General features: G+C 73.4%; 20 protein-coding genes. 14 read left to right on the top strand and 6 right to left on the bottom strand.

Going from position 1 to position 24,511, the window contains the following annotated elements; translation table 11 throughout:
* Positions 1-4 precede the first annotated feature (4 nt).
* From K329_RS31060 to K329_RS0118715, 3 genes are all read left to right on the top strand, one after another.
* A complete protein-coding gene (locus K329_RS31060) occupies positions 5-157 on the top strand; it encodes a hypothetical protein (RefSeq protein ID WP_157571822.1) in 153 nt (50 codons plus the stop codon).
* Between the two features lie 323 nt (positions 158-480).
* On the top strand, positions 481-756 hold the full coding sequence (locus K329_RS0118720; protein ID WP_028474239.1) for a hypothetical protein: 276 nt from the start codon (positions 481-483) through the stop codon (positions 754-756).
* Between the two features lie 106 nt (positions 757-862).
* Positions 863-2,362 (top strand): HNH endonuclease signature motif containing protein, encoded by a 1,500-nt coding sequence (locus K329_RS0118715; RefSeq protein ID WP_028474238.1) that lies wholly within the window; start codon positions 863-865, stop codon positions 2,360-2,362.
* Positions 2,363-2,399: 37 nt separating this feature from the next.
* Here K329_RS0118715 and K329_RS27975 read toward each other — a convergent pair whose 3' ends face one another.
* Both K329_RS27975 and K329_RS27970 read right to left on the bottom strand, forming a co-directional pair.
* Positions 2,400-3,365, bottom strand: a complete 966-nt coding sequence (locus K329_RS27975; RefSeq protein ID WP_052337106.1) for an SGNH/GDSL hydrolase family protein — start codon at positions 3,363-3,365, stop codon at positions 2,400-2,402.
* 25 nt (positions 3,366-3,390) lie between these two features.
* On the bottom strand, positions 3,391-4,581 hold the full coding sequence (locus K329_RS27970; protein ID WP_052337105.1) for a helix-turn-helix domain-containing protein: 1,191 nt from the start codon (positions 4,579-4,581) through the stop codon (positions 3,391-3,393).
* A 108-nt stretch (positions 4,582-4,689) separates the two neighbouring features.
* On the opposite strand from K329_RS27970, the gene K329_RS0118700 reads away from it, so the two are divergent.
* The 8 genes from K329_RS0118700 to K329_RS0118660 all read left to right on the top strand — a co-directional run bounded on the left by K329_RS0118700 (position 4,690) and on the right by K329_RS0118660 (position 16,003).
* On the top strand, positions 4,690-5,853 hold the full coding sequence (locus tag K329_RS0118700) for a ferredoxin reductase (RefSeq protein ID WP_028474237.1): 1,164 nt from the start codon (positions 4,690-4,692) through the stop codon (positions 5,851-5,853).
* Between the two features lie 56 nt (positions 5,854-5,909).
* On the top strand, positions 5,910-7,172 hold the full coding sequence (locus tag K329_RS0118695; protein WP_028474236.1) for a fatty acid desaturase family protein: 1,263 nt from the start codon (positions 5,910-5,912) through the stop codon (positions 7,170-7,172).
* A 210-nt stretch (positions 7,173-7,382) separates the two neighbouring features.
* Positions 7,383-7,820, top strand: a complete 438-nt coding sequence (locus K329_RS0118690) for a hypothetical protein (RefSeq protein WP_028474235.1) — start codon at positions 7,383-7,385, stop codon at positions 7,818-7,820.
* Positions 7,817-10,078 (top strand): hypothetical protein, encoded by a 2,262-nt coding sequence (locus K329_RS0118685; protein ID WP_028474234.1) that lies wholly within the window; start codon positions 7,817-7,819, stop codon positions 10,076-10,078. The genes K329_RS0118690 and K329_RS0118685 overlap by 4 nt, the downstream gene beginning before the upstream one ends.
* Before the next feature lie 139 nt (positions 10,079-10,217).
* Entirely contained in the window at positions 10,218-11,720 is a 1,503-nt protein-coding gene (locus K329_RS31515; protein WP_052337104.1) for a zinc ribbon domain-containing protein, read from the top strand.
* A gap of 79 nt (positions 11,721-11,799) precedes the next feature.
* Complete coding sequence (locus tag K329_RS0118670; RefSeq protein WP_052337103.1) at positions 11,800-13,293, top strand: flavin-containing monooxygenase; 1,494 nt, start codon at positions 11,800-11,802, stop codon at positions 13,291-13,293.
* Between the two features lie 247 nt (positions 13,294-13,540).
* Complete coding sequence (locus K329_RS27960; RefSeq protein WP_052337102.1) at positions 13,541-15,079, top strand: DEAD/DEAH box helicase; 1,539 nt, start codon at positions 13,541-13,543, stop codon at positions 15,077-15,079.
* A gap of 108 nt (positions 15,080-15,187) precedes the next feature.
* A complete protein-coding gene (locus tag K329_RS0118660; RefSeq protein ID WP_043644755.1) occupies positions 15,188-16,003 on the top strand; it encodes a crotonase/enoyl-CoA hydratase family protein in 816 nt (271 codons plus the stop codon).
* On the opposite strand, the gene K329_RS0118655 is transcribed toward K329_RS0118660, so the two are convergent.
* The 3 genes from K329_RS0118655 to K329_RS0118645 form a co-directional block, all read right to left on the bottom strand.
* Positions 15,956-16,450, bottom strand: coding sequence for a hypothetical protein (locus K329_RS0118655; protein ID WP_028474231.1), 495 nt, complete (start codon positions 16,448-16,450; stop codon positions 15,956-15,958). The two genes, K329_RS0118660 and K329_RS0118655, sit on opposite strands and share 48 nt — an antisense overlap.
* A gap of 397 nt (positions 16,451-16,847) precedes the next feature.
* Positions 16,848-17,786 (bottom strand): oxidoreductase, encoded by a 939-nt coding sequence (locus K329_RS0118650; RefSeq protein WP_028474230.1) that lies wholly within the window; start codon positions 17,784-17,786, stop codon positions 16,848-16,850.
* Positions 17,783-18,616: a maleylpyruvate isomerase family mycothiol-dependent enzyme gene (locus K329_RS0118645; protein ID WP_043644209.1), complete on the bottom strand. Its 834-nt coding sequence runs from the start codon at positions 18,614-18,616 to the stop codon at positions 17,783-17,785. The genes K329_RS0118650 and K329_RS0118645 overlap by 4 nt, the downstream gene beginning before the upstream one ends.
* Before the next feature lie 39 nt (positions 18,617-18,655).
* Between K329_RS0118645 and K329_RS0118640 the strand changes: the two genes are divergently transcribed.
* Both K329_RS0118640 and K329_RS0118635 read left to right on the top strand, forming a co-directional pair.
* Positions 18,656-20,494, top strand: coding sequence for an NHL domain-containing thioredoxin family protein (locus K329_RS0118640; RefSeq protein WP_028474228.1), 1,839 nt, complete (start codon positions 18,656-18,658; stop codon positions 20,492-20,494).
* 46 nt (positions 20,495-20,540) lie between these two features.
* Entirely contained in the window at positions 20,541-21,998 is a 1,458-nt protein-coding gene (locus tag K329_RS0118635) for a benzaldehyde dehydrogenase (RefSeq protein WP_028474227.1), read from the top strand.
* 28 nt (positions 21,999-22,026) lie between these two features.
* Here K329_RS0118635 and K329_RS0118630 read toward each other — a convergent pair whose 3' ends face one another.
* A complete protein-coding gene (locus K329_RS0118630) occupies positions 22,027-22,686 on the bottom strand; it encodes a hypothetical protein (protein WP_028474226.1) in 660 nt (219 codons plus the stop codon).
* A gap of 299 nt (positions 22,687-22,985) precedes the next feature.
* On the opposite strand from K329_RS0118630, the gene K329_RS27955 reads away from it, so the two are divergent.
* Positions 22,986-24,425, top strand: coding sequence for a DEAD/DEAH box helicase (locus K329_RS27955; RefSeq protein WP_052337101.1), 1,440 nt, complete (start codon positions 22,986-22,988; stop codon positions 24,423-24,425).
* Positions 24,426-24,511: the final 86 nt, after the last annotated feature.

The following is a 24,511-nucleotide window of genomic DNA, read 5'->3' as shown; positions in this document are numbered from 1 at the left end:
AGACTTGAAGCGCAAGACCAACGAGATTGGCCGCAGCAAGAAGGCCACCCATGACGCGACCGAGCGTGCTGTCCGATCCGACGGCCAGCGCCACGCCGAGCGGGATGGAGACCACCTGGCAGGCGATCAGAGTCTTCTGCGCTCCCGTCATGACTGAACCCAACCATGCTCGACGCCCGTGATTGACCTGCTCCGGCAGAGGATCACCCGGCGCGATGACTCGGAGCGTCATCAGGCGAGGGAGAGTGGGACAGTGGTTGCGGACGTGCCGTGGGCTGTGACGGTGGCCGGTTCTCCGCGGGCCTACGGCCCGGGCGATCGACGTGACGGATCGGCACGGGCTTGGCTTGAGCCCTCGCCGCACGCAGACGGAGCTGGCACCGGCGTGCGAGTCAGGTGAGGCGCCGACCAGCCAGTTCTCCTGCTGCGAAGTGCCTCCGCCCTCTTTGATCGCGCAGCTGGACCGCCTACTTTCAGTTCATGATGCGCGCGCTCGCTGACCTGCTGGCGGCGCATCTGGCCGAGCCGTTCCCGGGCTCGGTTGAGAAGGGCGCCATCTACGGCGAGGTCGACGCGGTGATGGTCGACGCCGACATCTACGGCTGGGCCATGCAGGACCCTCTTCGCGGAGCCGACCGACAATTACTGCGGAAGACGACTGGGGAGCTGCGCCGCTCGCTCCAGGCGTTCCCGGTGGACGCACGCCCGTACTACGAGCGTCTGCTTCAGATCGCCCAAGCCGCTGGTTCACGTTGAGCAATCCATCGATGAACGGCGGGCACGACCATCGACGCCCATCCGGCTCTCCACAAGTCGGGAACGAGGCCTGGCGTTCGAACATACGAGCGAATAGAATCGCTCCATGAGTCCGGCAGTCGCCCACCCCACCGCCACGGGTCCCACGGTGCCCGCAGCGGTCGCCGGTGTGCTCGCCGCGGGCTTGCTGGCCAGCATCCGCGAACGCCGCGCGACTGCCGACGCGGCCGAGGTCGAGCTGCTGGTCCTGGCGTGCGCGTGGGCCGACGCGCACCCCGACCTCAGCGGGGCGCCGGATCCCGGCGGCCTGGTCGGCGAGCACGCCTACGCGGCCGTCCCGTCGGTCGACGAGCACGACGTCGAGGACCGGCGGTGGCACCGCATCCCGGCCGTGGCGTGGGACGCGCCGGCCGGGTTCGCGGCGGCGAACCGCATGACCACGACCGCGGGCAACGCGCTGCTGCGCGATGCGCTGGTGCTGCGCCACCGGCTCCCGCGCTGCTGGGCCCGGCTCACGACCGCCCTCGAGCAGCACGGGCTCGTCCTCAGCGGTGAGCGCTCGCGTCCCGTAGTGATCCCGCCCGCGTGGCGCGCCCGGAGGATCGCCGCCGCGGTCGCGGGGCAGCCCGACGACGTGGTGGCCGACGTCGACGCCCGCGTCGCGCCGGTGCTGGCCACGGTCGGTGCCGTGACCCTGGACCGTCTCGTGGAGGAGGCGCTGCTGCGGCTGCACCCCGAGGACGCCGAGCTCGCGCACGCCGAGGCTCTTGACGCCCGGCGGGTGGTGCTCGACGAGCGCACCGTCGGCTCGCCCGGTGTGGGGGCGATGTCGATCGTGGCGGACGCGAAGGACCTCACCGACCTGCACCGCACCCTCACCGACATCGCCCACGTGCTGGGCGCGCAGTCGAGCGCCGCCGGCGACTGGGTGCCCACGCTCGACGTACGACGCTCGCTCGCCGCCGGTGTGCTGGCCGACCCCGCCCGTGCGGCCGCCCTCCTCGCGGCGGCCGAGGGTGGCGTCGACCCGGCGGGCGTGCGGCTGCCGGCGCCGCGCAAGCAGACGGTGCTCCACCTCCATCTGGACGCTGCCGCGCTGGAGGACCGGTCGGTCGTGGGGCGCGAGGTCGCCGGCAGCGGCGCCGGACGGCCCGTGCTGGCGGAGCAGGTGCGCGACTGGTGCGGTCGCACGGACACCCACCTCGTCGTGCGGCCCGTCATCGACACCCGGGAGACGGTCGGGGTCGACCGCTACGAGATCCCCGACCGGGTCCGTGAGCACGTGCTCGCGGTGCACCCCACCTGCGTCTTCCCGTACTGCGCGAAGACCGCGCGGGGCTGCGACCTCGACCATGTCGACCCGTGGCGGGACCCTCGAGCCGCGGCTCCGCCGGGCCCGGAGGGTCCACGGAATGGCGCGCCACCCGGCCAGACCTCCACCCTCAACCTCGCGCCCCTCTGCCGCCACCACCACCGCCTCAAGACCCACGCGGGGTGGCGCTACCGCCGCGCGGGCCCGGCGTCGTACGAGTGGACCGACCCCCACGGCCAGCGCTTCAGGCGCGACCCGGACGGGACCACCGACCTGACGCGGGTCGGTCGCTGAGCCTTCCCCGTCGGGTGACGACGGACAGCCGACGGGCTCAGCCCGCCTGCAGCACCTCGACGACCGCGGCGGCGACGGCGCGCTGCCCGGACTCGAAGGGGTGGTACGGCGCGGCGCCGTCGAAGTTCGCGCCGTTGATCCACGGGTCGTCGGAGCAGAGCGAGTGGCCCTCCGTCGCCGGGAAGGTGTCGACGAACTCGACCCCGGCGGCCTCGGCCGCGCGCTGCTGGGCGTTGGCCAGCTCTTGGTTCAACAGGCGCGCGAGGCCGATCTGCTCGCCCGTGACGGGCAGGTCGTCGCAGCCCTCCGTGGTGGCCGGCACGACCTGCGGGTAGCCCACGACGAGCACGCGGGCCTCGGGCGCGCGGGCCTGGATCTCGGCGATGGTCGCGGCCAGGTTGGTCGTGATCTCGGCGAGCCCCGCGGCGGCGGCGTCGAGGTCGAGGGTCGGACAGTCGGCGGTGGCCTCGGCGGCGGTCGGGTCGCACTGTCCCGCCAGGATGGCGAAGGCCCCGAAGTCGTTGCCGCCCGTGCTCACGGTGACGATGTCGGTGTCGGCCGTGACGGCGTCGATCTGGGGCGGGAAGGTCTCGCCGCGGAAGGTCTGCGAGGCCGTGAGGTCGGCGGTCGTCGCCCCCGAGCACGACACGTCCAGCAGCTGCGAGCCGCCGAACGCGCCCTGCACGAGGTGCGGGTAGTTCACGTCGGACCGGCTGCAGGCGCCCGAGTCCGCGTCTGCCGGCTCCACCCCGGGCGCCGCCGTGTAGGAGTCGCCCATCGCGACGTACACCTGGTCGGCGAAGTCGTCGGAGTCGTCGACGGGCACCTCGGGCCCGTCCGCGTCCGCGGAGTCGCTGCTGGGCGACGAGCTCGACCCGCCGTCCGCGCGGCCGGGCGTCGGGCCGTCGTCGCTGCAGCCGGCGAGGGTCGCCGCGAGGAGCAGGGCGACGAGGGGGGCGCCGTACCGGGTCACGGACGGTCGGCGGCGGGGGAGCGTGCGCATGCGGGCCAGTGTGACCGATGACCCGTCACACGAGTGCGACCGTCAGCTCCAGCACGACCCGCGGGTCGAGGAGAGCGTCGCCGTAGAGCTCCCGCACCTGCCCCATGCGGTAGCGCACGGTCTGGGGGTGCACGAAGAGCGCGGCCGCCACCTCCTCGCGCCGGCCCTGGTGCAGCAGCCACGCGCGCAGGGTCTCCTCGAGCTTCGCGGCGGTCGACGGCCGCAGGTCGGCCAGGGGCGCGAGGGCCCGCGCCCGCAGCGCCGCCCGCGCGGTCGGGTCGGCGTGCACGACGAGCTCGGGCAGCAGCTCGTCGGTGTCGACGAGGCCGACCGGGCCGCCGACGAGCGTGAGCGCGCGGGCCACGTGGTCCCACGAGGTGCGCACCTCCAGCCACGGCACGGGCGGACCGACGACGGCGTCCCGGGCCTCGAGGCCCCGCAGCAGCGCCGCCCGGCGCGCCTCGTGGGCGTCCGGCACGAGCAGCAGCACGCGCTCGCCGTCGCCGAGCTCGGGCAGGTCCTCGGTCGGCTGGAGGGTCGCGGGGTCGACGGCGGTGAGCACGCGCCGTACCTGCTCGCTCGGCACCACCACCGCCGTCAGGGTCGTGGGCGGCTCCCAGTCCACGCCCTCGACGGCCGCGTGGAGCGCGTCGGCGGAGGCGCCCTCGAGCAGCAGGTGGGCGATCCGCTCGAGCCGGCGACGCCGCACGCGACCGCTCGCCGCCAGCTCGTCGGAGTGCCCCGTGGCGCTCGCCGCCGAGAGCTCGTCGATGTAGGCGAAGACCAGCTCGGCGAAGTCGGCCAGGGTCGCCGCCTCGACACCGGCCTCGACCGCCGTGTGGGAGAGCTCGCGCCACGAGACGCGCGCGCCGATCCGGTACGCCGCCAGCAGCGCCTCCATGGAGCGCCCGCTGCGGGCCTCGCCGCGCCCGAGGTCGTAGGCGCCCCGCACGGAGACGGCCGTGGGGGTGCGGGGATCGGCGCTGCGCCCGGAGACGAGCGACACGAACCCGCCCAGCGCGAGCTGCACGGCCTTGCGGATGGTGGACCCCATCGGGCCGGTGAGCGCGCCGGCGTAGCTGGGTACCTCGGCGATGACGGCGTCGACGGTCCGCTCCGCCACGCCGGGCAGTGCGGCCCGCAGCGGCGCCACGACCGACTCGGGGATGGCCGCCATGCCGGCGGGACGCCCGGTCGGCTCGGACGGTTCGGCCATGCGACGCCTCTTTCTGAGTCGTTCTTTGTCCCTGGGGAACAAAGAACCAGGGGTGATTCACCCGCTGGGCGTGACGACTTTACGCCCCGACGGCAGCATCATGAACACATGAGCTCGTTCTCCCCCCTGCTGCAGAGCGCCGGCCGACGTCGTACGACGTGGTCGGAGGTGCGCACGCGCCTCGAGAAGGTGGCGAACGCCGCGGTCACGCCGCTCATGCCGGCCGACTACCTCGACCTCTTCCACCCGCTCCGCTCCGGCGCGCCGCTGCGCGGCCGGATCGTCGAGCTGGTGCCGGAGACGAAGGACGCGGCCACCATCGTGCTCAAGCCGGGCTCCGACTGGGCGGGCCACGTGCCGGGCCAGTACCTGCGCATCGGCATCGACGTCGACGGCGTCCGCCAGTGGCGCGCCTACTCGCTCACCCACGGCCCCCGCGCCGACGGCCTCATCTCGATCACGGTCAAGGCGGTGCCGGGCGGCAAGGTCAGCAACCACCTCGTGCACAGCTGCCCGGTGGGCTCGGTCGTCCACCTCGAGCAGGCCACCGGCGAGTTCGTGCTCCCCGAGACCCTCACGAGCGACCCGGCCGGCACCAAGCTGCTCTTCGTGACCGCCGGCTCCGGCGTCACGCCCGTCATCGGGATGCTGCGCAACCTCTTCCCGGTCGCCGACGAGGGCGTCGTGCACCTCGACCGCAGCCGCGGCCTCGACATCACGGTCGTCCACGTGGCGCCGACCCGCCCCGACTCGATCTTCCTGCGCGACCTCGAGGCGCTCGACGCGAGCGGCTCGATCCGCCTCGTGGCGCGGTACGACGACCAGCACGGCCTCCTCGACGTGGCCGAGCTGGCCACCCTGGTGCCCGACCTGGCCGAGCGCACGACGTACGCCTGCGGGCCCGGCGGCCTCCTCGACGCCCTCGACGCCCACCACGCCGAGGCCGGTCTCGACCTCTTCACCGAGCAGTTCCGGCCCGCGCTCGTCGCGGTCGGCGACGGCGGCGAGGTGTCCTTCACCTCGGGCGCCAGCGTCACCGCCGACGGCGCCACCACGCTCCTCGACGCCGGCGAGAGCGCGGGCGTCCTCATGCCGAGCGGCTGCCGCATGGGCGTCTGCTTCGGCTGCGTCGTCCCCCTGCGCGAGGGGTCGGTCCGCGACCTGCGCAACGGCGAGATCACCACGGCCGTCCCCGGCGAGACCGCTCCCGAGGGCGTCCCCATCCAGACCTGCATCACCGCGGCTGCCGGCCCCTGCCACATCGGCTACTGAAGCCCGCCCCACCCCCACGCCACACCCACCCGATCACCGCGATCACGGAGGACCCCATGACCGTCATCACCAAGCAGGACGTCAACCCGACCGCTCACCTCACGCCCGAGGACATCGAGCAGATCGGCGTCGAGCTCGACGCCATCCGCCAGAGCGTCATCGACGACCGCGGCGAGAGCGACGCGAAGTACATCCGCCGGGTGATCGACACGCAGCGCAAGCTCGAGCTCGGCAGCCGTGCCGTCCTCCTCTTCAGCGCCCTGCCGCCCGCGTGGCTCCTGGGTACGGCGGGCCTCGCCGTGGCGAAGATCCTCGAGAACATGGAGATCGGCCACAACGTCATGCACGGCCAGTGGGACTGGATGCGCGACCCGAAGATCCACTCGACCACCTGGGAGTGGGACAACGCGTCGACCGCCGAGGGCTGGAAGCACTCGCACAACGAGATCCACCACACGTACACGAACATCGTGGGCAAGGACAACGACCTCGGCTACGGCATCATGCGCGTCGACGAGGACCAGCGCTGGATCCCGATGTACCTCGCGCAGCCGGTGTGGAACTTCATCAACGCCTGCTTCTTCGAGTACGGCATCGCCGCCTACGACCTCGAGCTCGGCAAGAACCTCTCGATGCCGAAGGAGAAGCGCAGCGAGGAGTTCAAGCGCCGCGCGAAGAACACGCTGCGCAAGATCCGCCAGCAGGCCACGAAGGACTACGTCGTCCACCCGGCGCTGTCGATCCCGACCGGCTCCTTCCTGCCCACCCTGGCGGCCAACTTCACGGCCAACCTGGTGCGCAACCTGTGGAGCCACTCGGTGATCATGTGCGGCCACTTCCCCGAGGGCGTCGAGACCTTCGAGAAGAAGGCGATCCCCGACAACGAGACCCGCGGCGAGTGGTACGTGCGCCAGATGCTCGGCTCCGCCAACATCTCGGGCTCGAAGGCCATGCACCTCATGACCGGCAACCTGAGCCACCAGATCGAGCACCACCTCTTCCCCGACCTGCCGAGCAACCGGTACGCCGAGGTGGCCCCGAAGGTGAAGGCCCTCTTCGACAAGTACGACCTCAACTACCACGAGGCCCCGCTGCCGGCCCAGGTCTACTCGGCCTGGCACAAGGTCGTGCGTCTCTCGCTGCCCAACGGCTTCCTCGCGACCACCACCGCGAAGAACCTGCCGCAGCAGATGAAGATGCTCTACGCGATGACCACCGGCGACAAGAAGACCCGTCGCGTCGCCCAGCTGCGCCTCGAGCAGCAGGCCCGTCGCATCGAGCGCGCCAAGGCCGAGAAGCAGGCGACCGCCGCGGCCTGACCGCCCCGGCACCTCCCGCTCCACCACGTCGTCCGTCACCCCCGCGTGGGGTGGCGGGCGACGTACCCATTTCCGGGTATCCGGGCGTCTCCCGGCTGGACCACTGGCTCAACAACTCCTCAAGTCGCCTCCGCGCGCGTCCGCGAGTCCTTACGCTGCGGCGCCGGGGTCGTGCGACCGCGGGTTGTCGGGACCCCGGGGGAGGTCGTCGTGAGCGGTGCCCACCGCGGCCTCGTCGTGCCCGTCCTGTGGGTCGTCGCCGGCCTCGCCCTCGTGGTCCAGGTGCTCCTCGTGTGGACGTCCCGCGGGTCGTTGTCGAGCACCAGCCCCGTCGACGTCGTCGCGCTCGTGCGCGCCGGCTCGCTCACCTCGGTGAGCCCGCTGTCGGCGTGGTCGCTGCTCGTGCTGCCGGTGCTCGGCGCCGGGCTGCTGGTGGCTGCGCCGGCGCGGCACCTCGTCGTACGGCGCGTGCGTGCGGCCGCGGGACTGGTCGCCGTCGCGGTGGCCGTCGTCCTGCTGGCCGACCTCGTGCACCTCGACCCGAGCCGGTTCGGTGCCGGCGCCTGGGTCACCGCTCTGGGGGCGTCCGTCGCCCTCGCCGCTGTCGTCGTCGAGGTGGTCTCGCGGCGTGGGAAGGAACTGTCATGAGCCAGGTCGAGGTGCTGGGCGGGTCGCTCCCGCCGTTGCCGCCCGGTGCGTCGGGGCGTTCGGGAGGATCGCGCGGCTGGATCTTCGCCGCGCTCTCCGTGCTCGCGGTGGCGCTGCTGGCCGTCGTGGTGTGGCGGGTCGCGTTCGCGGCCGCGTCCGGCGCGACGTCGCCGGAGCAGGCCGTCGAGGACCTCCTGCAGGGCGTGGCCGACCAGGACGGCGTGGCCGTGCTCGGCGCGGTGAGCCCGGGCGAGACCGCCGGGGTCCAGGCGTTCGAGACCGCGCTGACCGAGCGGCTCGAGGCAGTCGGCGCCGACCCGGCCGACGCGGTCGCCGAGGGCCTGGCCATCGAGCTCGGTGACGTCGAGCTCTCCGCCGAGCGGCTCTCCGACCACGCCTACCGGGTGACCGTCGACCAGGCCGTGTTCACGGGCACGTCCGACGCCGACGGGGAGATCGAGGCCGACCTGGCCGAGGCGTGGGAGGTCCTGCCGGGCCTGGCGTCGATGGCCGCTTTCGGAGGGATGGACGAGGGTTCGTTCACCGGCGTCTACGAGAGCGAGGCGTTCTCCAGCGAGCTCGACGAGTCCGAGTACGGGTGGAGCGCGGTGGGACCGGACGGAGAGGTCGACCGGTACTCCGAGTATCTCGAGGACGACTTCGGGTTCGACATGCCCGACCCGGCCTTCATCGTCGTCCAGGAGGACGGTGGCTGGCACGTCAGCATGATCGGCACGGTCGCCGACGTGGTGAACGCGATGGCCGACGGTCCGGAGCCCGACTTCGAGGCCCTCAGCGCCGCCGTCACGGGTGACCGCACCACCGCCCCGACCCCCGAGGGCGCGATCGCGTCGCTCCTCGAGGCCGTCTCCAGCGAGGACGTCCCGACCGTCCTCGACGCCCTGCCGCTCAGCCAGGTCGGCGGGCTCTACCCGTACGCCGGTGCGATCCAGGACTCCCTCGACGCGGAGGGCGTCGACGTCGAGCTCGAGGTGACCGACATCGCGACCTCCGAGGTCTCCCGCGACGGCGACCTGCTGACGCTGGCCGTCGACGCCGCGACCGTCGAGGCCTCCTACACGGACGAGTACACCGACGCGGAGACGAGCACGATGACCGTCGAGGGCCCCTGCGTGGCGTTCGACGGCGACGAGTCGTGCCTGCCCGAGCGCCTCACCGAGCTGACCGGCATCGACGGGTTCACCGTCACGGTCCGCGAGGTCGACGGCGGCTACCAGGTCGACCCCGTCGCCACCCTGTTCTCCTACCTCGAGACCGCGGCCGAGAACGTGCCGGAGGACGTGCTGCTCAGCCTTCTCGACCTCGGCGAGGGAGCCGAGCCGCAGGCCGTCGAGGCCGGCGTCCCGACCACGGTGACCCTCGACGCGCTCGGCTCGGCGACCCTCGCGGTCGAGGCCGAGGCGGGCCAGGCCGTGATGGTCCGGCACGACGACGAGGTCCACGTCATGTTCGCGGACGCGGAGGGAGACCCGACGTTCGACGGCTCGGAGGTCTCGACGGCGTGGACGGAGCTGACCTCGCCGTCCCTGACCGCCCGGATCGCCACGACGTCCGGCACCCAGCTCGTCACGCTCTCGGGCGACGACTTCCTCTCCGGCCCGGCCGAGGTCGAGGTGGAGGTGGTCGTGGACGAGGTGCCCCAGATCGCGCTCGGCGAGGAGGTGCCGCTCCAGTACGGCGACCACGGGGTCGCCGAGGTGGTGGGCGCCGTCCAGACCGACACGAGCTTCCTCTCGACGGGCGAGCGCGGCGTGTCGTCGTACTGCTACCAGGGCGACGAGTGCCGCACCCTCGTCATCGCCACCGAGCCCGGCACGGTCGTGACGCTCGAGGAGTACTCGGACGAGGAGCTCGACGGGTCCTACGGCTACGAGCCCGAGCTCGAGCCGGAGGCCTACGGGCTCGCCGGCCCGACCTTCGCCGACGGCGCGACGGAGCGGTCGTTCGACCTCACCGACGTCGAGGAGTCCGCCGACCTGACGGTGACGGCGGCCGGCGTGGTCGTCGTCGAGGCGGCCAACGCGTACGCCGACCTCGACATCGAGCTCACCGTGCTCGACGACGCGGGCGAGGAGGCCTGCTACTCCGACTACAACATCTACACCGAGGACGGCCCCGGGATGGGCGACGAGGCCTGCGAGTTCGAGGCCGAGGCGGGCCGCACCTACACCGTCGAGGTCCGCGACTACGAGGAGCAGGGGAGCGCCGACGGGCAGGTGCTGGTGACCCTGCGCTGACCTGCGTCGACCAGGGGAGGACCCGGGTGGATTGAGGGGTCGGGCGAGGGGGTAGGAAGCACCCCGCGCCCGACCCCTTTCCCGATAATCTCTCAGCCCGCGAGAGTGCCCGGGGCTCGGCCACTGGAAGGAAACGGTCATGACCAACTGCTCTGCCTGCGGCACGCCACTGCCGCCCGACTCTGCGTTCTGCGAGCGTTGCGGTACGCCGAGCGACTCCGGGTCGGGGTCCTACCCGACCCAGCCCTTCGGCTCCGAGCCGTCGGGCGAGTCGCCGACGACCGTGTCCAGCTCGCCCAGCAATCCCTCCTCGCCGTACGGCCAGCCCCCCGCCGACCAGGGCGGCTACGGCGCCCCGGGCTACGGCGGCGACCAGGGCGGCTACGGCAGCACCCCCGCCTACGGCGCCCAGGGCTCGTACGGCAACGACCAGGGCGGCTACAGCAACCAGGGCGGGTACGGCGACCAGGGCGGCTACGGCAACCAGGGCGGGTACGGCAACGACCAGGGTGGCTACGGCAACCAGGGCGGGTACGGCGACCAGGGCTACGGCTCGGGCGGGTACGGCGGCGGCCAGTACGGCGGCCCGCCGAACGGCTCCGGCTCCGGTGGCAAGGGCAAGCTCTACGCCATCTGGGGCGGCGTGATCGCCTTGGTGATCGCCCTCGTGGTCGTGCTGCTCTTCGTCTTCGTTTTCAACAAGGACGACAACGACAACGCCGACGACAACAACGGCGGCGACAGCACCACCGGCACCGACGGCGGCGGCGAGGTCACCCTCGGCGACACCTCGACCCTGACGGTCGAGAACGGCGAGGTGACCTTCGAGGTCCCGGCCGACGCCGACCAGGTCGTGGCCGTCTCCGCCGAGGTCGACGACTTCGCGGAGCCCGACTACGACGCCGACCTCTCGGTCGACGAGGGCTGGGCCGACGGCCTCGGCTACTCCGTCTTCGTCGCCAGCGACGACAACCCGACGGTCACGCTCACCTTCGACGGTGACGAGGCCGACGCCCCCGACGAGATCGACGTGTTCGTCGACGTGGTCGACGAGGCGGCCCTCTCCGACGGCGACGAGGTCGAGGAGATCGGCAGCGAGGGCTTCGGTGCCGCGCTCTACGACCTCTCCGACGCCGACTACGACGTGCCGACCGGCATGTACACGAGCGACGGCTGCGGCGACGGCGAGACCTGCACGTTCGACGGCGAGATCCTCGCCCTGGCGCTCGAGCCCGGCCTCACCATCGAGGAGGGCTACGACATCCCCGAGCCCGACCCGACGCCCACGGGCCCGCCGGCCACCGCCAGCTTCGCCGGTGGCGCGCCGAGCATCTCCAACGCCCAGATCACCTACCCGGCCCCGGCCGACGGCAAGGCGAACTGGAACGGCGTCCTCACGGTCACCGAGGCGGGCGTGCTCAACGTCAACGTCATCAACTTCTACCAAGAGGTCGACATCGAGCTGTACGTGTACGACGCGAACAACCAGGAGGTCTGCAACGCGGACGCCGGTCTCCGCTACGACGACGAGGTCTGCACCTTCGAGGCGGCCGCGGGCACCTACACCGTGGTGGTCGAGGACTACTTCGCCCTCCCCAGCACGGCGCCGCCGACCGGTTCGCTGAGCATCGGCACGTACTGAGCACCACCGTCGCGCGACGCCGGGAAACCGGCTATTGAACGCGTGACAACAAGCCGGGGTCTGGGCCATGATGCGTGTCATGGCCCAGACCCCGGCTCCGCGCAGCACCCCTGACGCCCACGACGGGCACGTCGAGCACGTCGACGTGCTGGTCCTGGGCGCCGGTCTCTCCGGCATCGGCGCCGCAGCGCGCCTCACCACCGACCACCCCGGCCTCTCGCTGCTCGTGCTCGAGAGCCGGGAGCGGCTGGGCGGCACCTGGGACCTCTTCCGCTATCCCGGCGTCCGCTCCGACTCCGACATGTTCACGCTGGGCTACCGCTTCAAGCCGTGGCTGGGGGAGAAGGCGCTCGCCGACGGCGACGCCATCCGCTCGTACGTCGAGGAGACCGCCGCCGAGTACGGCGTCACCGAGCGGATCCGCTACCGCCACCAGGTCGTGAGCGCCGCCTGGAGCTCGGCCGACGCCCGCTGGACCGTCGACGTCCTCGTCGACGGCGAGCCCGCGACGTACACCTGCGGGTTCCTCTACTGCTGCTCCGGCTACTACGACTACGCCGAGGGCTACCGCCCGACCTTCCCGGGCGAGGAGCAGTACGAGGGCACGTTCGTGCACCCGCAGCACTGGCCCGAGGACCTGGAGCACGCCGGGAAGAAGGTCGTCGTCATCGGGTCCGGCGCCACGGCCATCACCCTCGTGCCGTCGATGGCGCGCGAGGCCGAGCACGTCACGATGCTGCAGCGCACGCCGACGTACGTGATCTCGATCCCCGCGCGTGACCAGTTCTCGCTCGCGCTGCGCAAGGTGCTGCCGGAGATGACGGCCTACCAGGTCGTGCGGTGGCGCAACGTGCTGCGGCAGATGGCGTTCTTCAACCTCAGCCAGGCCTTCCCGGGTCCGGCGCGGGCGATCGTGCGGCGCTACACGAAGAAGCAGCTGCCCGACATCGACGTCGACACGCACTTCAACCCGCCGTACGACCCGTGGGACCAGCGGTTCTGCGTGGTGCCCGACGCGGACCTCTACCGCGTGCTGCGCTCCGGCGACGCGTCGATCGCGACGGGATCGATCGAGACCTTCACGCCCACCGGGGTGCGCCTCGTCGGCGGCGAGGAGATCGAGGCCGACATCGTGGTCACCGCGACGGGCCTCAACCTGCTCGCGTTCGGCGGCATCTCGTTCAGCGTCGACGGCGCCGACGTGAAGCTGCCCGAGACGATGAGCTACCGCGGGCTGATGCTGAGCGGCCTGCCCAACTTCGCCTACACGATCGGCTACACCAACTCCTCCTGGACGCTCAAGGCCGACCTCGTCGCCGAGTTCGTCTCGCGGCTGCTCGGGCGCCTCCACGGCGGGTCGGGCGAGGGCCGTGCACAGGTCGTGGTCGAGCGCGACCCGGCGGTGCGCGAGGAGCCGTTCATGGACTTCGAGGCCGGCTACGTGCTGCGGTCCATCGACCAGCTGCCCAAGCAGGGTGCGGTCACGCCGTGGAAGCTGAAGCAGAACTACGTGCACGACATCCGCGCCATCCGTGGCTCCGACCTGGACGACGAGGCGCTGCGCTGGTCGTGAGCTGGTCATGACCTGGTCGTGAACGTCACGTCCTGCCGAGTCGGCGGATGTCGGTGCGGCGCGTTACGTTGTACCGGTCGGTCCGTCACGTCTTGCCACGGACCGAGCGCAACCACCCCGGTGGTGCGCCGCCCGTCGTACGCCCGTCCTGACCGACAGGACGACGACCACGGGCCCTTCGTGACACTGCTCGGCCGCCGGCCGGGTCGAAAGGCGAGACGCCTCGACCGAAAGTAGTGGTCCCCGCTTGTCCACGCCCAGCTCTTCCCCGTCCTTCGCCGACCTCGGCGTCCCCTCCTCGCTCGTGGCGGTGCTCGCCGAGCGCGGCATCACCGACCCGACCCCCATCCAGGCCGCGACGCTCGCCGACTCCCTCGCGGGTCGCGACGTGCTCGGCCGTGGCCGCACCGGCTCCGGCAAGACGTACGCGTTCCTGCTGCCGCTGGTCTCGCGCCTCGTCGCCTCCGGGCGCACGCCGCGCAGCAAGGCCCCGCGGGCGCTGATCCTGGCCCCGACCCGTGAGCTCGTGGGCCAGATCGAGGAGGCCCTCGCGCCCCTCGCCAAGGCCAACGGCCTCACCACCCGCACCGTCTTCGGCGGCGTCGGCCAGAACCCGCAGGTCAACGGCCTGCGCAACGGTGTCGACATCGTCCTGGCCTGCCCCGGCCGGCTCGAGGACCTCATCGGTCAGGGTCACTGCAACCTCGGCGACATCGAGGTCACCATCCTCGACGAGGCCGACCACATGGCCGACCTCGGCTTCCTGCCCGGCGTCCGTCGCCTGCTCGGCGCGACCCCGAAGAACAGCCAGCGGCTGCTCTTCTCGGCCACGCTCGACAACGCGATCGACACCCTGGTGAAGCAGTTCCTCACCAAGCCGGTCACCCACGAGGCCGACTCGGCCACGTCGCCCGTCTCGACGATGGACCACCACGTGCTCCACCTCGCGTCGCGCGACCACCGCGTGCCGGTGCTCGTCGACCTGACGAGCGCCCCCGGCCGCACCGTGGTCTTCACCCGCACCAAGCACGGCGCGAAGGCCCTCGCCCGCCAGCTCAACAAGAGCGGCGTGCCGGCGGTCGACCTGCACGGCAACCTCTCGCAGGGCGCCCGCACCCGCAACATGGAGGCGTTCCACGCCGGTCGCGCGACGACCCTCGTGGCCACCGACATCGCGGCGCGCGGCATCCACGTCGACGACGTGGCCCTCGTGGTCCACGCCGACCCGCCGACCGAGCACAAGGCCTACCTGCACCGCTCGGGTCGTACGGCGCGAGCCGGCGCCGCGGGCACCGTCATCACGCTGATGACGGACGACCAGGTGCGCGACGTCCGCCAGCTCACGAAGGCGGCCGGCATCCGTCCGACCATCACCAAGCTCGGCAGCCCGACCCACCCCGTGCTGGCCCAGCTCGCTCCCGGCGAGCGCGCGCTCGTGCCCGGTGGTCTCGAGGTCGAGACCCCGGTGCAGCAGCAGCGCCAGGGCGGCTCCTCCGAGGGGCGCTCCGGTGAGGGCGGCGGCGGTGGCCGCGGTCGTCGTCGTGGCGGCTCGGGTCGCGCCGGCGGGCCTGCCCGCTCCGGTGGCGGCGAGTCGCGCGGTGAGTCGCGTGGCGGCTCCGCCGGTGGTCGCGGTCGCTCCGGTGGTGCGAAGTCGGGCGGCGGCGCCAAGTCCGGCGCCAAGTCCGGCGGCGCCCGCGGCGGCTCCAGCGTCACCTACTCGACGTCGTCCCCCGGCGCGGGTGCCCCGGCGCACAGCGCCGCCAAGGTGAGCTCCCGCTTCCGCTGAGCCTGACTGACTGACTCGCCGAGCTGTCGCGTCTGCACCCGTACGTCGGTGCGGACGCGACAGCTCGACGTCTGTCCGGCGCCATTACCTGCGAGTAGCATGGCGCTCATGCGCGCCGCCTCCCCGACCACCACCCACGTGACCTGCACCGTCGAGGACGGCATCGCCCGCGTGCGGCTCGACCGCCCGGCGAAGCTGAACGCCCTCACCCTCGACACGCTCGAGGACCTCATCGCCACCGCCCGCTGGCTGCGGCAGGACAAGACGCTGCGGGCCGTGATCCTCTCCGGCAACGGCGACGCCTTCTGCGCCGGCCTCGACTTCGCCACGGTGCTCCGCAAGCCGAGCCGGGTCGTCGGCGCCCTGGTGCCGCGACCGTGGCGTGGCACCAACACCTTCCAGGAGGCCTGCTGGGCCTGGCGCCGGCTCCCCGTCCCGGTGATCGCCGCGGTCCACGGCCACTGCTACGGCGGCGGCCTCCAGATCGCCCTCGGCGCCGACTTCCGCTTCGCCACCCCCGACTCCCGCTGGTCGGTGCTCGAGGGCAAGTGGGGCCTCATCCCCGACATGAGCGGCGTGCGCAGCCTCTCCGAGCTGGTCGGCCTCGACACCGCGAAGCGCTTGGCGATGACCGCCGAGGTGATCTCCGGCAAGGAGGCCCTCGACCTCGGGCTCGTCACCGGCCTCGACTCCGACCCGGTCGCCGCCGCCGAGGCCCTCGTCGAGGTCCTCAAGGGCAAGTCGCCCGACGCGGTCGCCGCCGCGAAGCGCCTCTTCGACGGAGCCCGTACGTCGAGCGCCCGCCGCACGTTCGCCCGCGAGCGGGCCGAGCAGGTCGTGCTCCTCCTGGCCCGCAACACCCGCATCGCGCGTGAGTCAGCCTTCGCCAAGATCGCCCCGGTCTTCGGGCCGCGCTCGCGCTGACGCCGAGGCCCGCAGGGCCGCCTTCTTCTCGTCCTGGGTCCGCCGGCGCCGCACCTCGCCGCACGCGATACCGATGCCGATGAGCACGGGGACGACGTACTTCGCGTTGTCGGCGACCACCTGCAGCCAGTACGGCGGGGCCCAGTCGAGGCGGGGCAGGGAGATCGAGGGCAGGTCCGGCCAGGGGATGCTCGGCAGGTCGGGCCACGGGATGTTCGGCAGCGGGACCGAGAAGGCCAGGCGGGCGAGCAGCCACACGACCACGATCGGTACGACGACCTTGGCGACGCCCTCGACCACGTGACGGGCGGCGTAGAGGCGGGGGTTCCTCCTGACCTTCTCGTCCCTCACGGCCGCGGGCGTGCCCGGGTCCGGATCGAGGTCGAGGCCCCCGACGTCCGTGTGAGCGGCAGTCGTGGCGCTGACCCGCACCCCGAGGGTCTTCATGGGGGGCGAACCAGGTCACCCGTCGCACCTCGCCGAGCCAGGTCCGCTTCACTCGGATCGCACCGAGCTCCGGCCCCTCGGTCGCGTCCCCGGTGTCGTCGTCTCCGGTGTCGTCGGTCGTCGTGTCGGCGAGACGGTCGCCCGGCGCGAGCACGACCTCGTCCTCGGTCGCCTTCTTGCGGGCGACGAGCGCGCCGTCGACGTACCAGGCGACCACGTTCGTCCCGCCCTCGCCCGTCACCACGCGGTGGAGGTGGGTCCCGGAGTCGAGCTCCCAGCCCTGGTCGTCGGCCATGCCGCCGACGCTAGGGCGTCCGCCGACCGGCGCGCATCGGCCGCCGGGAGCCCCCGGGTGCGACTTTGGTCAGGGCGTGGTCAGGCAGTGGTCAGGCAGGACTCAGGGCCACGTGAGCCCGGCGGTGGCCTCGCTGACCTCCCACAGCTCGCGCTGCGCGGTCTCGTCGCGGGAGAGGGCGTTGGAGCCGACCACCCGGGGCAGTCCGCGCATCTGCTGGAAGCTGCCGGGACCGCAGAACGTGCCGCCCGGCAGGTCGGCCGTGGCGGCCATCAGCGTGGGCAGCGCGCCGTCGGCGGCCGACTGGGCGGTCGCGGCGGCGACGCCGTTGAGGATCGACGCCAGACCGCCCTGGCTGCGGCCGGTCTGGCCGTAGGAGAGCAGGTGGGTCGACGCGTAGCCCGGGTGCGCGGCCAGGGCCCGCACCGGCAGGCCGGCCGCGGTGGCCCGGCGCTGCAGCTCGAACGTGAAGAGCAGGTTGGCGAGCTTGCTCTGCCCGTACACCTGCCAGCGGTGGTAGCGGCCGCCGGGCACCCTGCGGGGGTCGCGCGTCGGGGCGGAGCGCGCGATCCGGTGCAGGAACGACGACACCGTCACGACGCGGCCGTCGCCGCTCGCCGCGAGCTGGGGCAGCAGGAGGCCGGTGAGCAGGAACGGGCCGAAGTGGTTGGTGGCCATCTGCAGGTCGAGGTCGTCGTCGGTACGGCGGGCCGGCGTGGCCATCACGCCGGCGTTGTTGACGAGCACGTCGATCGGTCCGAGGCGCGCCGCCTCGGCGGCCGCGGCGTGCACCGAGGCCAGCGACGAGAGGTCGACGACGAGGGAGCCGACCCGCGCCCCGGGCACCTCGCGCTCGATGTGCGCGGTCGTCGTGGCGATCTTCTCCGGGTTGCGGGCCGCGAGCACGACGTGGGCGCCCCGTCGGGCGAGCTCGAGCGCGGTGGCCTCGCCGAGCCCGCTGGTCGGCCCGGTCACGACCACGGTGCGGCCGGCCTGGTCGGGCATCTCGGCGAGGCTCCAGGTGGAGGGGTGGGCGCTCACGGGGTCACCGCCAGGTTCTCGAGCACGCGGCTCGCGAGGTCGGCGTCGCCGCTGACCTGCCAGCGCGACACGTCGACGGGGCGCCGCCCGCCGGCGGCGATCGTGTAGGTCTCGAGGTCGGTCGCGAGCCGGGTCGTCGGGTCCCCCGGCAGGCCGTCGACGTCCAGCGGACGCGCGCGGCCGTCGTCGCCGATCTCGACACCGACGGGCGGCAGCTCGCCCACCGACAGCACGACCGTCGTGCCCGCCGGGGGCGCGACGCGCTTGCCCACGACGTACGGGAGCGAGCGCAGCAGCTTCTGCGTGCAGTACGCCGCGGGCACCCCCTGCAGACCGCCCGGGCGGTCGAGCGCGCGGCGCAGGTCCTGCTCGTGCATCCAGATGTCGAGGGGCCGGTTGCCGAGGAACGTCTCGGTGTCCCAGCCGATGGCGCCGTACACGGTGGGGGCGGGCGCCGTCGGCTCCGTCGGCGGGGTGGCCACGAGGGCGGCGCGCCGCGCGGCGGTGGCCGTCCGCAGCTCGTCGACGAGCTCGGCGGGCGACCGGTCCCGGCGGGCCACGACGCCCTCCTCGGTGAAGCGCCCCATGTCGTTGCGCACGTGCGGGGCGTCGCCGATGTCGACGGGCGTGTGCGGGGTGTCCACCGCCACCGCCTCGAGGTGAGCGAGGTGCGCGAGCACGGCGTGCGCGTCCCAGCCCGCCAGGTCGGTCGGGGCCGACCAGGCGTCGTCGGGCACGTCGGCGACCAGGTCGAGGAGGTCCTCGACCGCGGCCCACCAGACGTCGCCGTACGACGTGAGGCGAGCGGTGGTCTCGGGGTCGGGAGCCATGTCAGCCAGCGTATCGAGAGGAGCCCTAGCATCGGGGTCATGGCTCGCTCCGACGGCACCGTCCCCCGCGTCCGCGCCCCCGAGCTGGTGGGGCGCGGCTGGCTCAACACGGCCGGTCCGCTGCGGCTCGCCGACCTGCGCGGCCGGTTCGTGCTGCTCGACTTCTGGACCTTCTGCTGCGTCAACTGCCTCCACGTGCTCGACGAGCTGCGCCCCGTCGAGGAGGCGCACGCCGACGAGCTCGTCGTGGTCGGCGTGCACAGCCCCAAGTTCGTGCACGAGGCCGACCCGGACGCCCTCCTGGCCGCCGTCGAGCGCTACGGCGTCGCCCATCCCGTGCTCGACGACCCCGAGCTCGTGACGTGGCAGGCGTACGCCGCCCGCGCCTGGCCGACGCTGGTGCTCGTCGACCCCGAGGGCTACGTCGTCGCCCAGTACGCCGGGGAGGGCCACGCCCACGCGATCGACCGTCTCGTCACCAGCCTCGCCGAGGAGCACCGCGCGAGGGGCACGCTGCAGCCGGGCGACTCGCCGTACGTGCCGCCGCCCGTCGTCGCCGGCGACCTGCGCTTCCCCGCGAAGGCCCTGCCGGTGGGGGGACGCGTGCTGATCGCCGACGCGGGCCACGACGAGGTCGTCGAGCTCGACCTCGACCCCTCCGGCGCAGGTCGGGTGGCCCGCCGGTTCGAGGGCTTCCGGGAGCCCAACGGGCTCTGCGCGCTGCCGGCCGACGTGGCCGCCGAGGTCGGGTACGACGTCGTGGTCGCCGACACCGTGGGCCACCGGCTCGCGGGGCTCACGCTGGCCGACGGCACCGTGCGGACGCTCGCCGGCGACGGCACGCAGTGGATGCAGGGCGACGGCACCGACCGCCTCTCGTCGCCGTGGGACGTCGTGTGGTGGCGCGACCGCGTGTGGGTGGCCATGGCCGGCATCCACCAGCTCTGGACCCTCGACCCCCGCACCGGCGAGGTCGCCGTCGCCGCCGGCACGACCAACGAGGGGCTGCTCGACGGCCCGCTCGCCGAGGCGTGGTTCGCGCAGACCTCCGGGCTCGCGGTCGCGGACGACGGCAGCCGGCTCTGGCTCGCCGACTCCGAGACCTCGTCGCTGCGCTGGGTGGAGGAGGGCCCCGACGGGCTCGTCGTGCGCACCGCGATCGGCTCGGGGCTCTTCGACTTCGGCTTCCGGGACGGCCCGGGCAACGCCGCCACCGACGGGGACGCAGGACCCGACGACACCATCGGCCTGCTCCAGCACCCCCTCGGCGTCACGGCCCTGCCCGACGGCTCCGTGGCCGTCGCCGACACCTACAACGGCGCCGTCCGCCGCTTCGACCCGGCCGCGGAGGGCGGTCGCGGGGCGCTCACGACCCTGGCCGCCGGGCTCGCCGAGCCGAGCGGGGCGTACGTCGACGGCGACCACCTCGTGGTCGTCGAGTCGACGGCCCACCGCCTCACCCGGGTGCCGCTCGGCGCCGCGGTGACGACGCCGGGCTTCGCGCACACGACCCAGCGACCCGTCACCGAGGTGGGCGCCGACCTCGAGCTCACCATCACGTTCACGCCCCCGCCGGGCCAGAAGGTCGACGACCGCTTCGGTCCGCCGAGCCAGCTGCACGTGTCGTCGACGCCGCCGGGGCTGCTCCGCGAGGGCGAGGGCCGGGGCACCGACCTGGTCCGTCGTCTCGTGCTCGACCCGCACGCCGGCGAGGGCGTCCTCCACGTCGCCGCGCGCGCGGCCTCGTGCGACGCGGCGCCGGGCGGCGTCGTACCGGAGGGAGCGGCCTGCCACCTGCACCAGCAGGACTGGGGCGTGCCGGTGCGCGTGACGGCCGACGGGCCCCCCGTGCTGACGCTGCCGCTCGGGGGCGCCTGACACGATCGGGGCACGGGCACCGCCGCCCGGCCGAGAGGAGACCCCCATGACGCTGCTGGACCCCGCCCGCTGGGACGGACGCATCAAGCTCGACACCTGGACCGAGGGCGGCGGTGGCGCCTCCGACGTGGTGGAGCCGGCCACGGGCGGCGTGCTGGGCTCGGTGGGCCTCGCCTCGGCCGACGACGTGCGGACGGCCGCCACGACCGCGGCCCGTGCACAGGAGGACTGGGCCGCCCGCAGCCCCGAGGACCGCGCCACGGTGCTGCGCCGCGCCGGTGACCTCTGGGAGCAGCACGCCGCCGAGATCGGCGACTGGATCGTGCGCGAGGGCGGCGGGCTGCCGACCAAGGCCGGGCTCGAGACCCACATCGCGGCCAACGAGTGCTACGAGGCCGCGAGCCTGCCGACGCACCCGCAGGGCGAGGTGCTCGCCACGAACGACGCGCGCTGGTCGTTCGCGCGGCGTCGCCCCGCCGGCGTCGTCACCGTGATCGCGCCCTTCAACTTCCCGCTCATCCTCTCGATCCGCTCGGTGGCCCCGGCGCTCGCGCTCGGCAACGCCGTGCTGCTCAAGCCCGACCCGCGCACCGCCGTCTGCGGCGGCGTGGCCCTCGTGCGCATCTTCGAGGAGGCCGGCCTGCCCGACGGGCTCCTGCAGCTGCTGCCCGGCGGCGCCGAGGTCGGCGAGGCCGCGGTGAGCGCCCCCGAGGTCACGGTCGTCTCGTTCACCGGCTCCACCGCGGCGGGCCGCGCCGTCGGCGAGCTCGCCTCGCGCCACCTCAAGCGCGTGCACCTCGAGCTCGGCGGCAACAACGCGCTGGTCGTGCTGCCGGGGGCCGACGTCGCCGCGGCGGCCTCCGCGGGCGCCTTCGGCTCCTACCTCCACCAGGGCCAGATCTGCATGACCACCGGACGCCACCTGGTGCACGAGAGCCTCGTCGACGAGTACGTCGCGGCGCTCGCCGAGAAGGCCCGCACCCTGCCCGTCGGGGACCCCGCCTCGGGTCGGGTGGCGCTGGGTCCCATCATCGACGAGTTGCAGGCGGCGCGGGTGGAGTCGATCGTGGCCCGGGCCGTCGAGGCGGGCGCGACCGTCGAGGCCGGCGGCACGCGCGAGGGCCTCTTCTTCGCCCCGACGGTGCTCACGGGCGTCACGCCCGACAACCCGGCGTACGTGGAGGAGATCTTCGGCCCCGTCGCCCCGGTCGTCTCCTTCGCCACCACCGACGAGGCCGTGGCGCTCGTCAACGACAGCGAGTACGGGCTGTCCGTCGGCATCCTGGGCGACGTCGGCGAGGCGATGAAGATCGCCGACCGCGTCCGCTCCGGCAAGGTGCACATCAACGAGCAGACGGTCTCGGACGAGGCGAACGCCCCGTTCGGCGGCACGGGCGCCTCGGGCAACGGCTCACGGTTCGGGGGAGCCGCGGCGAACCTCGAGGCCTTCACCGAGGTGCAGTGGCTGACGGTGCGGCCCGGCATCGCGCCGTACCCGTTCTGAGCCCGCCCCGGGCAGGAGCGGAACCGCCTCAGGCGACGGCCGCCGCGAGCACGTCCCGTGCCTCGTCGGCGGCCTCGTCGAGGGTGTAGGACGACTCGGCGAACGAGAGGACCGCGACGGACGGGCCGTGCGCCAGGACGCACAGCGGCTGCTGGGCGAGCGCGGCCGGGGCGCCCTCGGGGATCGGCACGGTGAGCGTGCCGCAGGCCAGCCCGGTCTCGACGTCGTCGTCGGTCTCCGCGTCGTAGCGGACCACGTCGACCGCGCGCGTGCCGCCCGCGATCGTGGCGGCCGCCTCCGCGGGGTTGCCGGAGACGAGGGTGCCGAGCTCGGACTCGGGGGTCGGGTCGAGCACCACCATGACGAAGCTCTGCACGCCGTCGGCCTCGTCCGCGCGCAGGTAGGTGCCCCCACGCAGCGAGTCCTGGGTGCCCGCGTCCTCGACGGGGAACGCCGCGAGCACGCCCTCGACGTACTCGTCGGCCTCGGGCGAGCTGTCGCGCTCCCACCCGCCGGCCTCGTCGGGCACGGAGAGGGAGGCGGTGCCCGTGTCGGGCTCCTCCTCGGCGGCGGGGTCGCCCTCGGGCTGGCGCAGCCACCACACGACGACGACCACGGCGGCCAGGGCGACGGCGAACGTCACCCACCAGCGACGGCGCATCAGGGTCGGGCTCTCCTCGGTCGGCACGCGCCCAGCCTGCCACTCCGTGCCCCGCACCGTCCGCCGACGGTCCGGGGTGACCCGGTCGACATCGCGAGGATGCCCGGTCCGCGCGCGTCGCCCCGTAGTCTGGGCGACAGCCAGTGGCTGCCCAGGGATGGGCACGGCCACTCGTTTCTTCGGCCCGGTGTGGTGCGCTTCCTCCTCCTGGAGCGCAGAGACCAGCGATCGGGTTCAAGAGATCGCGTCTCGTACGGCTCACCGGACCCGCACCCGCGGTTCCGCGCGCAGACGCATGCCCGCACCGCGTTCCGAAGAGGTCCCCCTTGACCGAGACAGTTCTCGACACCCCGAACACCCAGCCCGACGTCCGGCCCGACGCGCTCAGCCCCGACGAGATCGCGCAGGTCGCCGAGGTGGTGGCCGCCGAGTCCGGCGTGTTCGCCGAGCTGAAGCCCGCGCTCGTCGCCGCCCTGGCCGAGCAGGGCATCACCAGCCCGACCGCCGTCCAGTCCGCCGTCATCCCCGACGGTCTCTCGGGCCGCGACGTCCTGGGCCGCGCCCAGACCGGCTCCGGCAAGACCCTCGCCTTCGGCATCCCGGTGCTCGAGCGCCTCGCCGGCCGGTCCAGCCGTCCGCGCCACCCGCGTGCGGTCATCATCGTGCCGACGCGCGAGCTCGCCACCCAGGTGACCCGCTCCCTCGCGCCCCTCGCGCGCGCCGTGGGCCTCAAGCTCACCACCGTGTACGGCGGCGTGCCCTACGAGCGCCAGACCCGCCAGCTGCGCCAGCGCGCCGACATCGTCGTCGCCACGCCGGGCCGCCTCGAGGACCTCCTCGAGAAGGGCCACTGCTCCTTCGACGACATCGAGCTGACGATCCTCGACGAGGCCGACCACCTCTGCGACCTGGGCTTCTACCCGGCCGTCGACAAGCTCGTCAGCCGCACGCCCGACGGCAGCCAGCGGATGCTGCTCTCCGCCACGCTCGACGGCGACGTCGACGCGCTGGTCCGCGCCCACCTGCGCAAGCCGCAGCTGCACGAGCTCGACCCGAGCGCCGGTGCGGTCACGACGATGACCCACCACACGCTCGTCGTCGGCGGCTTCCGCGAGAAGGTCGCCGCGGTCGTCGACCTCGTGCAGGCCAACGGCCGCACCATCGTCTTCACCCGCACCCGCGACGGCGCGGTCGAGCTGGCCCAGGCGCTCGAGGGCAGCGGCGTGCCCGCCGTCGACCTCCACGGCGACCTCTCGCAGCGCGTCCGCGAGCGCAACCTGGCCCGCTTCTCCTCCGGCGGCGCCCAGGCCGTCGTCGCCACCGACGTGGCCGCCCGCGGCATCCACGTCGACGGCGTCAACCTCGTCGTCCACTTCGACGCGGCCTCCGACCCGAAGGCCTACCTGCACCGCTCCGGTCGTACGGCGCGCGCCGGCACCGACGGTGCCGTCGTCACCATCACGACGCCGAAGTTCGCCCAGGCCGTCGCCCGCCTCCAGCAGGGTGCCGCGGTCGAGGTGCGCCAGCACGACATCCGCACGGCGCCGCGCCCGATGACCGCCGCCGCGCTCGGCGAGTCCGGCGAGATCGGCACCACGAAGTTCGCGGGTGGCGGTGGCGGTGGCGCCCGCTCCGGCGGCCCCCGTCGCTCCGGCGGCGGCTCGCGCTCGGGCGGCCACCGCTCCGCCGGCAGCAGCCGCGGCTCGTACGGCGACCGCCCCGCCCGGAGCGGTGGCTACCAGGGCAAGCGGCCCGCCGGTCGCTGACCTGACCTGACCGGAGAACGGCGACGGGCCGGTCACCACCGCGAGGTGGTGGCCGGCCCGTCGTCGTACGCGAGGTCGGTGGTCGG

This window comes from Nocardioides alkalitolerans DSM 16699 (genome assembly GCF_000426525.1).
Classification (GTDB): Bacteria; Actinomycetota; Actinomycetes; order Propionibacteriales; family Nocardioidaceae; genus Nocardioides; species Nocardioides alkalitolerans.
The sequence above is the reverse complement of the archived record's forward strand: the minus strand, read 5'-3'. Positions and strand labels throughout refer to the sequence as shown.

What these genes read in the sequence shown, in the direction of transcription:
- K329_RS27975 (WP_052337106.1), bottom strand. Translation starts at nt 3,365, where the DNA reads ATGCGCACGCTCCCCCGCCGCCGACCGTCCGTGACCCGGTACGGCGCC.
- K329_RS0118720 (WP_028474239.1), top strand. Translation starts at nt 481, where the DNA reads ATGATGCGCGCGCTCGCTGACCTGCTGGCGGCGCATCTGGCCGAGCCG.
- K329_RS0118645 (WP_043644209.1), bottom strand. Translation starts at nt 18,616, where the DNA reads ATGGCTCCCGACCCCGAGACCACCGCTCGCCTCACGTCGTACGGCGAC.
- K329_RS0118655 (WP_028474231.1), bottom strand. Translation starts at nt 16,450, where the DNA reads ATGAAGACCCTCGGGGTGCGGGTCAGCGCCACGACTGCCGCTCACACG.
- K329_RS0118685 (WP_028474234.1), top strand. Translation starts at nt 7,817, where the DNA reads ATGAGCCAGGTCGAGGTGCTGGGCGGGTCGCTCCCGCCGTTGCCGCCC.
- K329_RS0118660 (WP_043644755.1), top strand. Translation starts at nt 15,188, where the DNA reads ATGCGCGCCGCCTCCCCGACCACCACCCACGTGACCTGCACCGTCGAG.
- K329_RS0118715 (WP_028474238.1), top strand. Translation starts at nt 863, where the DNA reads ATGAGTCCGGCAGTCGCCCACCCCACCGCCACGGGTCCCACGGTGCCC.
- K329_RS0118700 (WP_028474237.1), top strand. Translation starts at nt 4,690, where the DNA reads ATGAGCTCGTTCTCCCCCCTGCTGCAGAGCGCCGGCCGACGTCGTACG.
- K329_RS0118670 (WP_052337103.1), top strand. Translation starts at nt 11,800, where the DNA reads ATGGCCCAGACCCCGGCTCCGCGCAGCACCCCTGACGCCCACGACGGG.
- K329_RS27970 (WP_052337105.1), bottom strand. Translation starts at nt 4,581, where the DNA reads ATGGCCGAACCGTCCGAGCCGACCGGGCGTCCCGCCGGCATGGCGGCC.
- K329_RS0118635 (WP_028474227.1), top strand. Translation starts at nt 20,541, where the DNA reads ATGACGCTGCTGGACCCCGCCCGCTGGGACGGACGCATCAAGCTCGAC.
- K329_RS0118640 (WP_028474228.1), top strand. Translation starts at nt 18,656, where the DNA reads ATGGCTCGCTCCGACGGCACCGTCCCCCGCGTCCGCGCCCCCGAGCTG.
- K329_RS31515 (WP_052337104.1), top strand. Translation starts at nt 10,218, where the DNA reads ATGACCAACTGCTCTGCCTGCGGCACGCCACTGCCGCCCGACTCTGCG.
- K329_RS0118695 (WP_028474236.1), top strand. Translation starts at nt 5,910, where the DNA reads ATGACCGTCATCACCAAGCAGGACGTCAACCCGACCGCTCACCTCACG.